An 11,543-nucleotide genomic window follows, 5' to 3' on the forward strand; every position below is an offset into this window, starting at 1 on the left:
GCACGCAGCGCGAGTTGACGCGCGAGCAGTTCAACGCGGCGGTCTTGAGTACCGCGCGAGAACGGGCAGCCGCGGTGGAGAAGTGAGCTTTTACAGTGAGATTTATAAAACTCAAAACCTGACATTTCTAAAAAGCTGAAACCCCGACATTTGTATCTGGCCGTGACATAGGCTGTAGGTTCAGATTAGAAATATCCGATTTTCGCCGCGCGGCCGCCACACCACGCGTAATCGGTGGGACGCACTCTTATCAAACTGATAAGCAGCGGTCTCCTGAGACGCCTCTCGTTCTGGCGATTGCGCTCGTCACCCATCCTGGAGAGGCACCTTTCGCTCCATTCAGAAAATGGATACCCCGCATTCAAACATTTAATTTGTCGATACCGCCCGCCTCCGATATTTTGTACAGGTCCACCACACCGAGGACCACGCAATCCAGCGCCGCAGCCGGTTCAGGACGCGTTGAAAAGGTCCCGAATCACTGAGGCACAAGCATGTTCGACCGCGTCTTCATCAATGCCATCGACGCTCACGGCAATCCCTTGAATCTCGCGGTGAAGGACGGCCGTTTCGCCAGCATCGGTGCGCAATGCCCGCACACAGGCGACGCGGACATCGTCGATCTCGAAGGCCATCTCGTTCTTCCCGGTTTCGTCGATGGCCATATTCATCTCGACAAGAGCTTCGTCGGCGATCGCTGGCGGCCGCATCGTTCCGTCGCCAGTTTGCGCGAGCGTCTCGCCGTCGAAAAGCAGGAACTCGCCGGCGCGCGCCCGATCGCCGAGCGCGCCGATGCGCTGATCCGTCAGGCCGCATCGTTCGGCACGATCGCCATGCGCAGTCATGTCGACGTCGACGCGACCACCGGCCTCGCGAATCTCCACACAGTCATGGAAGCGCGCGAAAAGTGGCGCGGCCTCGTCGATATCGAACTCGTCGCGTTTCCCCAGGCGGGCGTCGTGTCCTGCCCCGGCACCGCAGACATTCTCGATGCTGCGGCGCGCGAGGGTGCGCATGTCGTCGGCGGCATCGATCCGGCGACACTCGACGGCGACGCCGACGGCCAGCTCGATATCGTCTTCGGTCTCGCCGAGAAGCGCGGCGTGAAAATCGACATGCATCTGCACGAACCGGACCAGCAAGGCATCGATCAGCTTTACCGGATCGCCGCGCGCACGAAAGCATCGGGCCTGCATGGCCGCGTCAACGTCAGCCACGCTTATGCACTGGGCGATGTCGCGCCCGCCGTGGTCGATCATGTCGCGTCGGCGCTCGCCGATGCCGGCGTGTCCATCATGACCAACGCGCCCGGCGACCGCGCGTTCCCGCCGATCCTGCGATTGCGTGCGGCGGGCGTGCGCGTGTTCACCGGCAACGACAACATCCAGGACGCCTGGTGGCCCTACGGCAACGGCGACATGCTGCAACGCGCGATGCTCATCGGTTATCGCTCGGGTTTCTATACTGATGATGAACTGCTCGTCGCGCTGGACATGGCGACCGACGCCGGCGCGGCCGTGTTGGGCATCGATGCTTACGGATTGAAGGCCGGCAACGACGCCACCTTCGTCGTCGTCGAGGCGCCCAATGCGGCGGCCGCCGTTGCCGCGGTGCCCGCGAAACGCGTCATCGTCCGCGGCGGAGCGTTCTGGAGCGATTCGTCCCGCATGTCATTCGCGTCCGGGAAAGCCGGACACCAACACGGCGTCGACTTCGCGACGACGGCGTGAAATCTAACGGAGACTTTCGTATGTCAAGCAATACGTACTACGCGCCTCACGGCGGTCATCCATCGCAGGCCGAGCTGCTCACCGATCGCGCGATGTTCACTGAAGCGTATGCCGTCATCCCCAAAGGCGTGATGCGCGATATCGTCACGAGCCATCTGCCGTTCTGGGACAAGACGCGTCTGTGGGTGATCGCGCGTCCGCTCTCGGGGTTCGCCGAAACGTTCTCGCAATACATCATGGAAGTGTCGCCCGGCGGCGGCAGCGAAAGTCCCGAGCAGGATCCGAATGCCGAAGGCGTGCTGTTCGTCGTCGAAGGCGAGATCGAACTGACGCTGCAAGGCAATCTGCACGTTCTGAAGACCGGCGGTTACGCATTCATTCCGCCTGGCACGAACTGGCAATTGCGCAATCGTCATAAGGATGCCGCGCGTTTTCACTGGGTGCGCAAGCACTATGAAGCCGTGGATGGCATCCCGCTTCCCGAAGCCTTCGTGACGAACGAACAGGATATCGAGCCGATTCCGATGCCCGGCACCGAAGGACGCTGGGTGACGACGCGTTTCGTCGATTCCAGCGACATGCGCCACGACATGCACGTGAACATCGTCACGTTCCAGCCCGGCGGCGTGATTCCGTTCGCGGAAACGCACGTGATGGAACACGGCCTGTACGTGCTCGAAGGCAAGGCGGTGTATCGGCTGAATCAGGACTGGGTCGAAGTGGAAGCGGGCGACTTCATGTGGCTGCGCGCATTCTGTCCGCAGGCCTGCTACGCGGGCGGACCGAGCCGCTTCCGCTATCTGCTGTACAAGGACGTGAATCGCCATATGAAGCTGACGCTCAACGCACCGCGTTGAACGTCCACGCGACGGGCCGCAGCTTCAGTAGTGGCTGCGCGCCCATAGCGTCGGCGGCGCATCGGGCAGATGACGCAGGCCGGCGCGCTCGAACGTGCGCTCCGCCACCTCGGAGACGCGTTCGAGTATCTCTCCTTCGTCGACCGATATCACGCGATAGTCCTCCATCAGGATCTGTCCGCCGACCATCGTCATGCATACATCGCCCGCATTCGCGAAGCACGTGACGCGATAAACGGGCATGTTCATCGGCATCAGATGCGGCTTGAACAGGTCGATGAAAATGATGTCCGCCATCTTCCCCGCTTCGAGCGAACCGCGTTCGTGATCGATCGACAGTGCCTTCGCGGCATCGATGGTCACCATCTCCAGCGCCTAGCCATGCGGAAGCACGTCCGGATCGCGAAAGTGCCTGCGATGGTAGTGCATGCACTGCCACAGATGACGGAACATGTCGTAGCCGCGATCGGGCGCCGCGCCATCGTCGATGACACGGCGCGATGCGTCCATCGTGATGACGCAGCCGTGCTCGATCAATATGTCGACGTGTTCGCGCTCGTTCATGACACGAGCGCTCCGTCACGCGCGACGATGCGTCCGTTCGCCACGACGAGCTTGCGCTTCGGCCGCGCCACGACCGCATGCGCGACGGTTTCGGCATCAACCAGAACGAGGTCCGCGCGAGCACCCGCACGCAGACCGTAGTCGGCGAATCCGCAGCCGCGTGCTGCGGCGTCGCTCACGCAATCGAACGCGATCATGAGATCGTCGTCGCGACGCAGGTCGTAGCGCATGCCGATCAGCATCGCGCGTTCGAGCATGTCGGGAACGCCATACGGCGACCACGTATCGCGGATGCCGTCGTTGCCGCCGAACATCGTGATGCCCTTGTCGCGGCACAGCTTGAGCGGCGGAACCGGGCGCGAAGGCGGCGCGCTCGTGAGCAAGGCCACGCGCAAATGAGCGATGCGATCGAGCAGCGCATCGCGCTCGCGCTCCGGCAACGCGCCGAGGCAAAAACCATGACTGACGACGACCTGTCCTTGCATGCCCATCGCTTCGACGCGATCCAGCAGAAGCTTCAGCGTGAATGCGCCGATTTCGCCGGGCTCGTGCAGATGGATATCGATCGGCTTGCGATAGCGCTCCGCGAGCGCGAAGGTCGCGTTCAGCGATGCGACCGGATCGCCGTCGATCAACGCGGGATCGAGCGCGCCGAGCACGTCCGCGCCTTGCGCGAGCGCATCGCCGAGCAGCTCGACCGTGCCCGGACGAATCAGCATGCCCGACTGCGGAAACGCGACGATCTGCATGTCGAGCGTGTCGCGCATCGTCTCTTTTGTCGCGAGCACGCCGTCGAGATAGCGCAAGCGCGCATCGGTGTCGATGTCGACATGCGTGCGCAGACGCGTCGTGCCCGCCTGCACGAAAGCGCGCGACAACGCGAGCGATTGCTCGGCTGCATCGTGTCCCGATGTCTTGCGCCATTCGCGTTCGTTGCTGATGCGATCGGTCAGCAGCGGACCGACTTCGTTGCGATACCACGGACGGCCCCAGTTGCTTTTGTCGATATGCGTATGGCCTTCGACGAAGCCCGGCAGCAGCAACGCGCCGCCGCCGTCTTCGATCGGCGCATCGTGTGGCGCCACGACTTGCACGCCGATCGATTCGATGTGTCCATCGACGATGGAGACTGAAACGCGTTGGCCATCGGCCAGCCGGACATTCGAGAGATAGACAGAACGATTCATGTTTGTCATGCCGATTCGACGGCAGTATCGATACGCGGGCGCAGCATGCGTTGCGCGCCGCTGATTGCAACGAAAACCACGGCATTCGCGAACAGCGCAACGAGTCCCATGTTGATGGACGTGAACGCGAGCGGCGCATGGGGGAACACCGACGCGAGCGTCATGCCGTACAGCACGACGCTCGACTGCGCATTCGCCGTTGCAGCCAGCATCATGCCTGTGCCGGCCGCCGCGAGCGATGTCCTCCACATCTGCACCTGCGCTTTCATCATCCTCGTCTCCGGGCATTTGTCTCGTAACGGGGCGTTTGTTCGTCCGCGCTCGAGCTTTTTGTCTGACGTCGATGCATGACGGTCAGCCCTTCGCATCGACGTCGAACTGATGTTATCCATCTGCCCTCGTATTAAAAAGTTAAATGTTCGAATGGGCGTCAGTTGAGAAACGAATGCCTGCGATTGCCACGGTCGTTCGTGCGTGATAGAAGTCGGTGTCCCCTTCGAAGCTCCATCCGGTCGATGAAAAACGCTCCCAAAGCACGCACACCGCTGTTCGATCTGGATCTGCTGAAGGCCATCGTCATGGTGGCCGATTGCGGCACGTTCACAGCTGCATCCGCACGGCTTCATTCGACGCAATCGACGATCAGTCAGAAGGTCCGTCGCCTGGAAGATATGGCGGGACACAGGCTGCTCGAACGCGGCAGCCGCGACGTTCGTCCGACCGATGCCGGCGAAACGCTGCTCGCCTATGCGCGCCGCATGCTCGCGCTCAACGATGAAATGATCGAGGCGCTATCCGGCGCGAACGTCGGCCTGACGGTGCGGCTCGGCGTGCCGGAAGATTTCGTCGGCGGACCGACGACGCACATGCTCGCCGCGTTCAACCGCAAGCATCCGCAGGTGAAGCTCGAAGTGACGAGCGGACTGAGCCGCGATCTGAGCAACAGCTACGATCGCGGCGATCTCGATCTGATCCTCGTGAAGCAGCGGCGCAATAGCCGCGAAGCCGTCGCGACGTGGCCCGAGCAACTGAGATGGATCGACAGCGCGAAGAATCCGTCGATTCAACTCGATCCGATTCCACTCGTCGCGTTTCCGCCGCGCGGGCTGTATCGCGACGACATGACCAACGCGATCGAAAGCATCGGACGACGCTGGCGGCTAAGCTTCATCAGTTCGAGTCTTAGCGGTATTCAGGCAGCCGTCGCCGATGGTCTGGGGATCAGTCTGCTGCCGGCGCGCGCCGTTCTGCCGGAGCACGTCGTGTTGACGACGAAGAGCGGATTGCCCGCTATCGAGACGATGGATATCGCGCTGTTGCATCGCCCGACGGCGGATGCTGTCGTGAAGGAACTCGCGAAAGCGTTGTCGCGAATGTTCGGGCCACAGCGTCGCTAGGCGCGCTGTTCACGGGTCGGCGGCAAAGACGGTTAGTTGCTTTGCTAGGTAACCCAACCGCGTTCGATGAGCGGCACATCCCACGCCGGCTCCGGCCCGAGCCGCTCGGCGAGAAACTCGACCAGCGCCTTCACCTTCAACCCCTGCCGTTGCGTGGCGGGATAAACGGCCGCGAAGTTCATCGGCGAGAGCGCGTAATCCGGCAGGATCGGCACGAGCGCGCCATTCAGCAGCGACGCGCTCGCCACGAGCGTCGGCAGGCACACGATGCCGCCGCCCGTCAACGCATAGTCGTGCAGCAAGTGGACCGAATTGGAGCGGACGATGCCGGGCAGCTCGATTTCGACGACCTCGTCGCCGCGCGTCATCGTCCACCGATTGCGCGACGGATAGCCCGAATAAAGCGCCGTTCTGTGATCCAGCAAATCGCGCGGATGCCGCGGCGCGCCATGCTCGTTCACGTAGGAAGGCGCGGCGCAGAAGAGCCGGCGGACGGTGAAAAGACGCCGCTCGATCAGCGAATCGGAGATCGGCGGGAAGATCTGGAACGCCACGTCGAAGCCCTCTTCGATCGGATCGACGACACGGTCATTGACGATGACATCGAGTTGAATGCCGGGATAGCGCCGGTTGAACTCGGCCAGCGACGCACCGAAGTGACCGAGCGCGAAACCGGGCAACATCTGGATGCGAAGCCGCCCGGTCGGGGTCGCGCGCAACTCGCGCATCTGGTCGGTCAGTTCGTTGACGCGCCCGACCACTTCGGCGCAGTCGCGATAGAACGCCTCACCGACATCGGACAGCCTGACGTGCCGCGTGCTTCGATGAAACAGCGGCACATTCAGGAATTTCTCGAGTTGCTGGATGCGCGTAGTGACGACCGAACTGGCGACGCCGAGTTGCCGCGCCGCCTCGGCGAAACTGCTGGTTTCCGCTACGCGCACGAAGGCTTCGATGCTGAGAAAACGATCCATGCCGGTTCCTTTCGATCGTGTCCAGCATGTCAGTGTATCCCGCAGCGCGCGTGATCCCGGACGCCCGCGCTTACTCGGGCTGCTCGCCTCCGACGAGTTCCACGGCACGCGCTTTCGCACGCACTCGGGCGGGCGCGGTTTCTTCGAGCAGCAGGCTCACGCCGATACCGAGCACCACCGCGCAAATCGGCAGCCAGAGAATATTCTGGATTCCGAACTTTGTTGCGACGAACCCGGCTAGCGCGGGCGCCACGCCGCCGCCGAAGATTTCGCCCGCGCCCACGACAATGCCGATCGCCGTCGACACCATGCCGATCGGCGCCGCCTCCGTCGCGACCGGCCCGGACAGCAGCGAAACGAGGCCCAGCGTGAAGAAGGCCGCGACGAAGAGCACGATGAACAACACGACCGGCTGCGCGCCGACGCCGCGAAACACATACAGCATGACGGCCGTTCCCGCAAAGCCGACGATGCTCGCCAGCCGCCGTCCGACGATATCGGACAGTCCCGGCAGACCGAACTGGCCGACGAATCCGCCGAAGCCGATTGCCGACACCACGATGCCCATGCGCTGCGTATCCAGCGAAAGATATTCAGTGAGATAGATCGGCAGCATCGCGCCGAGCACGAAAACGCCGGTCATCGCGCAGAATAGCGCGACCATCGCGACGGGAATGTTGCGGCTCTTCAGCACGTCGCGCCAGAAGCCCTTCGCGGCCGGCGCGTGCGAAACGGCAGACGCCGGTTCGGTCGCGCGCGGCTCGCGGATTACGAAGAACATCAGCAGCCCGAGTATCAGACCGGGAACGGAGACGAGCGCGAAGACCCAGCGCCACGAGACCACGTTGAGCAGTTGCGTCGCGATGATCGGCGAAAGCGCGAGCCCGAAGAGCGCGAATCCGCTTTGCTGCAACCCGAGATTGAAGCCGCGCCGTTTCGGATGCGACGCGTCGGCGGTGGCGGCGAAACTCGTCGGGCAGAACGAGCCTTCGGCGACGCCCATCAGCGCGCGCACGGCGAGCAGGCTCGCGAGGCCGCCCGCGACGCCCGAGAATCCCGACAGCAGCGAAAACGCGATGATCGCGGGAATCAGCACCTTGCGACGCCCGATCTTGTCGGAGATGCCGCCCATCAGCGCGGCGAACACGCCCCACGAGAGGCCCAGAATGCCGATGCAGTTGCCGACATCCTGCGCGGTGAGATGCAGGTCCTTCATGATCGCCGGAAAGAGCGGCGCGATCAGCCATCGATCGAGGCCGACAAGGCCGAATCCGAGCGCAAGCAGCGTCACGGCTTTCCATTCGTAGGACGTATCCCACCGGTTCGAGGTCATCTTCGTCTCCTGAGTCAGAATCGCGGGCCGCTTCGTCGAAGTGCGGCATCGTCGATGGAACAAAGGGTGACCCAGACGCGGTATGAACAGAACGGGCGAACCGCCGAATGCGTCATTTGCGAAACGCGAACAATGGCGCGGTTGCAGCGCTCGCGGGGCCGGAGGACGCCGTTCGAGCGGATTTCGGCCGGACTAGGGATACTTCGGATGGACGCCCGAATCAAAGGAACGCGACATGAAGAAACGATCGATTATTTCAGCGCTGGCCGTCGCGCTCGCCGGCTGCGCCACGGGCGCTTCGCAGCAAGGCGCGACGAACCTGAGCGCGGCGCAATGCCGCGATCTCACCGCGCTGAGGAACCACGCGCCCATGACGCGCGAGCGCAACCTGAGCGAGCTGGCGGCGCTGGAGCGAGCGGGCTACGATCCGTCGAAGTTCTACGACCCGTACTATCCCGATGACCTGCACGCGGCGCAGCGTCAGGTGGATCGCTGGTATCAGGCGGAATGCACGGAAGCGCGGATGAATTGAGGCAAAAGGCCTGCCGATATAATGAACCTTCCGTTCAACGAGGTAACCGCATGAAATCAGTCATCGCTTTGCTCGCCGCGTCAACCATCGCATCGACCGCGTTCGCCGCCAACCCCACCGAGAAGCTGCCGTCGGGTGTCGTCGTCGAGCACATCAAACAAGGCACCGGCGCGCAGCCCAGCGCCGACGACACGGTGAGCGTCAACTATCGCGGCACGCTCGCCAACGGCACCGAATTCGACAGCTCCAGCAAGCACGGCGGCCCCGCGACCTTCCCGCTCAACCGCGTGATTCCGTGCTGGACGCAAGGCGTGCAGAAGATCAAGGTCGGCGGCAAAGCGAAGCTGACCTGCCCGGCCGCGACCGCCTATGGCGACCGTGGCGTGGGCGCGATCCCGCCGAATAGCGATCTGACGTTCGAAGTCGAACTGCTCGACATCAAGAAGTAAGCAAGTTCCGCGCAGTTGCGGGCGATGCGCCGTTCAGGCGGCCTCGTCCCGCAATTGCGCAAGCGATGCACGCTGCTTTCCGTTCGCATCGAAGTTATCGTCGGCGAGCCAGCGTTCGAACGCGCGCCGGATGCGCGGCCAGTCTTTATCGATGATCGCGTACCACGCCGTATCGCGATTACGCCCCTTGTAGACGATCGCCTGCCTGAAAATGCCTTCGAACTCGAAGCCGAGCCGAAGCGCGGTCTTGCGCGACGGCGCGTTCAGGCTGTCGCACTTCCATTCGTAGCGCCGGTAGCCCAGATCGTCGAACACATAGCGCATCAGCAGATATTGCGCTTCCGTCGAGATGCGCGTCTGCTTGAGCAAGGGCGAGAATGTGACGCTGCCCATTTCGATGACGCCATGCACAGGCTCGATGCGCATCAGCGCGAGCGTGCCGACCGCCTTGCCGCTCGCGGAATCGATGACCGTGTAGTGCAGCGGATCGGCGGACGCCGCAGCCTTCGTCAGATAGTCGCGAAAGGTCTCGAAGTCCGTGAACGGGCCGACGAACAGATACGTCCAGTCGCGGCCGTCCGGCGCCTGACCATAGGCTTCGAAGAGATCGGCGGCGTGGCGATCCACGTCGACCGGCTCGATGCGGCAATGCCTGCCCTCGATGCCGATGCGCGCGGGCCGCTCGCGCGCCTGCCAGTCCGTCACCGCTTCGCCGATGTTCTGCTGATACTCGTTGGTTCTCGTCATGCGTGAAGGCGCTCCGGTTGCGTGAAAGGGACTTTCGCAGTCTAAAAGCTCGGCCATCGAAAATCGAGCGATTCTGAAAATTCAGAACGGCGCGCGGCCGGCAAATCATCGCCGATAAAAATCATCGTTAAATCAATGGCTTGATGCGAGTCACCCGCACGTCTCGCTTGGCACGGGCCTTGCCTTGTCTATCCGCATAGCGCCACGGCGAACCTCGTCGCGGCTCAAAAAATGGAGACGATATCTTGTTCCTGCCGACGCCCGAGCGCCCGCCCCTGGTCCGATAACCGGACCCGCCCGCTTTCCCCCACGCATCCCGAATCATCCGCCCGGCGCGGCGATGAACACGCACGCCCGCCGGTTCGGACCGCAGCACACGCATCGCACAATCAGCAAGGAGACACCGTGCACATCACATCTCAAAGCGCGCCGCACGACGAAGCGCAGCAGCAGGCATCGACGAAGAAGGAACGCTTCTGGCCCGAAGGCTGGTGGAAGCTGATGGAAACGCGCATCGGCATCATTCCGCTGCCGGTGTACGCGCTGCTGCTCGTGCTGATCGCCGGATTCGCCGTGACGGGCAAGGTGCCGGGCGAAATCTCGATGGCGATCGCCGTGCTCGCCTTCTTCGGCTTCACGTGCGCCGAGATCGGCAAGCGCATGCCGCTCGTGCGCAACATCGGCGCGGCGGCGATTTTCGCGACCTTCATTCCGTCGGCGCTGACTTACTATCATCTGCTGCCGAAGCCCATCCTGCATCTCACCACCGAGTTCACGAAGCAGACCAACTTCCTGTATCTCTTCATTGCGTCGATCATCGTCGGCAGCATTCTGAGCATGGACCGGCGCGTGCTGATCCAGGGCTTCATCAAGATCTTCATTCCGCTCGCGACCGGGTCGATCGTCGCGGCGATCGTCGGCACGCTGGTCGGCACGGCGCTCGGGCTGGGCGCGCGTCATACGCTCTTGTATATCGTCGTGCCGATCATGGCGGGCGGCGTCGGCGAAGGCGCGATTCCGCTTTCCATCGGCTATTCGGAGATCATGCATCTGCCGCAGGGCGAGCTCTTCGCGCAGGTGTTGCCGCCGGTGATGCTCGGCAGCCTCACGGCGATCGTGCTCTCGGGCGTGCTCGACATGGTCGGCCGTCGCTATCCGCATCTGACGGGCAAGGGCCGTCTGCAAGTGGGCGAGCAGGACGAAATGGACCCGGTGAAGGAAGAGATCACCGGACATATCGACGTCACGCATATCGCGGCGGCGGGCATCACGGCGATCACGCTGTATCTGCTCGGCCTCGCGTGCCGCGATTTATTCGGCCTGCCCGCGCCGGTCGCGATGCTGTTCCTCGCGGTGCTCGTGAAGCTCGCGCGGGCGGTGTCGCCGCAGCTTCAGGAAGGCGCGTTCGTCGTCTACAAGTTCTTCTCGACGGCGGTGACGTATCCGCTGCTGTTCGCGATCGGCGTCGCGATGACGCCGTGGGACAAGCTGATGGCCGCGTTCACGCTGGCGAACATCGTGACGATCGTCGTGACCGTCGCGACGCTGATGGGCACGGGCTTCGTGGTCGGCCGGCTGCTGAAGATGTACCCTATCGACACCGCGATCGTGAATGCCTGCCACAGCGGCCAGGGCGGCACCGGCGACGTGGCCATCCTGACGGCCGCCAACCGCATGACGCTGATGCCCTTCGCGCAGATCGCGACGCGCATCGGCGGTGCAATCGTCGTCACGCTGACTTTGTTGATCCTGGCGCATTTCGGATGATCGAGT

At 63.0% G+C, this 11,543-nt stretch carries 12 protein-coding genes and 1 pseudogene; 6 read left to right on the plus strand and 7 right to left on the minus strand.

What is annotated here, in order from left to right; translation table 11 throughout:
• The first annotated feature begins 494 nt into the window (after positions 1-494).
• Positions 495-1,730 carry an amidohydrolase family protein gene (locus AWB76_RS26815; protein ID WP_061163160.1) on the plus strand — a complete coding sequence of 412 codons (1,236 nt, stop codon included), beginning with the start codon at positions 495-497 and terminating at the stop codon, positions 1,728-1,730.
• 20 nt (positions 1,731-1,750) lie between these two features.
• On the plus strand, positions 1,751-2,587 hold the full coding sequence (locus tag AWB76_RS26820) for a bifunctional allantoicase/(S)-ureidoglycine aminohydrolase (protein WP_061163161.1): 837 nt from the start codon (positions 1,751-1,753) through the stop codon (positions 2,585-2,587).
• Between the two features lie 24 nt (positions 2,588-2,611).
• Here AWB76_RS26820 and AWB76_RS26825 read toward each other — a convergent pair whose 3' ends face one another.
• The 4 genes from AWB76_RS26825 to AWB76_RS26840 are packed head-to-tail and all read right to left on the minus strand — an operon-like array spanning position 2,612 to position 4,610.
• Complete coding sequence (locus AWB76_RS26825; RefSeq protein ID WP_061163162.1) at positions 2,612-2,953, minus strand: amidohydrolase family protein; 342 nt, start codon at positions 2,951-2,953, stop codon at positions 2,612-2,614.
• A gap of 9 nt (positions 2,954-2,962) precedes the next feature.
• On the minus strand, positions 2,963-3,151 hold the full coding sequence (locus tag AWB76_RS42325; RefSeq protein ID WP_061163163.1) for a hypothetical protein: 189 nt from the start codon (positions 3,149-3,151) through the stop codon (positions 2,963-2,965).
• The gene (locus AWB76_RS26835; protein ID WP_061163244.1) at positions 3,148-4,338 is read right to left on the minus strand and encodes an amidohydrolase family protein; all 1,191 of its coding nucleotides are present in this window, start codon (positions 4,336-4,338) and stop codon (positions 3,148-3,150) included. Before AWB76_RS26835 ends, AWB76_RS42325 begins: the two co-directional genes overlap by 4 nt.
• Before the next feature lie 5 nt (positions 4,339-4,343).
• A complete protein-coding gene (locus AWB76_RS26840; protein WP_061163164.1) occupies positions 4,344-4,610 on the minus strand; it encodes a hypothetical protein in 267 nt (88 codons plus the stop codon).
• A 243-nt stretch (positions 4,611-4,853) separates the two neighbouring features.
• Here AWB76_RS26840 and AWB76_RS26845 point away from each other — a divergent pair, with 243 nt between their 5' ends.
• The gene (locus tag AWB76_RS26845) at positions 4,854-5,735 is read left to right on the plus strand and encodes a LysR family transcriptional regulator (protein ID WP_061163165.1); all 882 of its coding nucleotides are present in this window, start codon (positions 4,854-4,856) and stop codon (positions 5,733-5,735) included.
• 44 nt (positions 5,736-5,779) lie between these two features.
• On the opposite strand, the gene AWB76_RS26850 is transcribed toward AWB76_RS26845, so the two are convergent.
• On the minus strand, positions 5,780-6,709 hold the full coding sequence (locus tag AWB76_RS26850; RefSeq protein WP_061163166.1) for a LysR family transcriptional regulator: 930 nt from the start codon (positions 6,707-6,709) through the stop codon (positions 5,780-5,782).
• A 70-nt stretch (positions 6,710-6,779) separates the two neighbouring features.
• On the minus strand, positions 6,780-8,042 hold the full coding sequence (locus tag AWB76_RS26855) for an MFS transporter (RefSeq protein WP_061163245.1): 1,263 nt from the start codon (positions 8,040-8,042) through the stop codon (positions 6,780-6,782).
• Positions 8,043-8,277: 235 nt separating this feature from the next.
• On the opposite strand from AWB76_RS26855, the gene AWB76_RS26860 reads away from it, so the two are divergent.
• Together AWB76_RS26860 and AWB76_RS26865 are read left to right on the plus strand one after the other, a co-directional pair.
• Entirely contained in the window at positions 8,278-8,574 is a 297-nt protein-coding gene (locus AWB76_RS26860; RefSeq protein WP_061163167.1) for a DUF4148 domain-containing protein, read from the plus strand.
• 50 nt (positions 8,575-8,624) lie between these two features.
• Positions 8,625-9,023 carry an FKBP-type peptidyl-prolyl cis-trans isomerase gene (locus tag AWB76_RS26865; RefSeq protein WP_061163168.1) on the plus strand — a complete coding sequence of 133 codons (399 nt, stop codon included), beginning with the start codon at positions 8,625-8,627 and terminating at the stop codon, positions 9,021-9,023.
• Between the two features lie 36 nt (positions 9,024-9,059).
• Here the strand turns inward: AWB76_RS26865 and AWB76_RS26870 are convergent.
• Positions 9,060-9,770, minus strand: a pseudogene (locus tag AWB76_RS26870) (GNAT family N-acetyltransferase); the annotation flags it as partial.
• Positions 9,771-10,181: 411 nt separating this feature from the next.
• Between AWB76_RS26870 and AWB76_RS26875 the strand changes: the two are divergent.
• Positions 10,182-11,537, plus strand: coding sequence for a 2-hydroxycarboxylate transporter family protein (locus AWB76_RS26875; protein ID WP_244173464.1), 1,356 nt, complete (start codon positions 10,182-10,184; stop codon positions 11,535-11,537).
• The last annotated feature ends 6 nt before the right edge of the window (positions 11,538-11,543 follow it).

The sequence above is a fragment of the Caballeronia temeraria genome (assembly GCF_001544795.2).
GTDB classification, from domain to species: Bacteria; Pseudomonadota; Gammaproteobacteria; order Burkholderiales; family Burkholderiaceae; genus Caballeronia; species Caballeronia temeraria.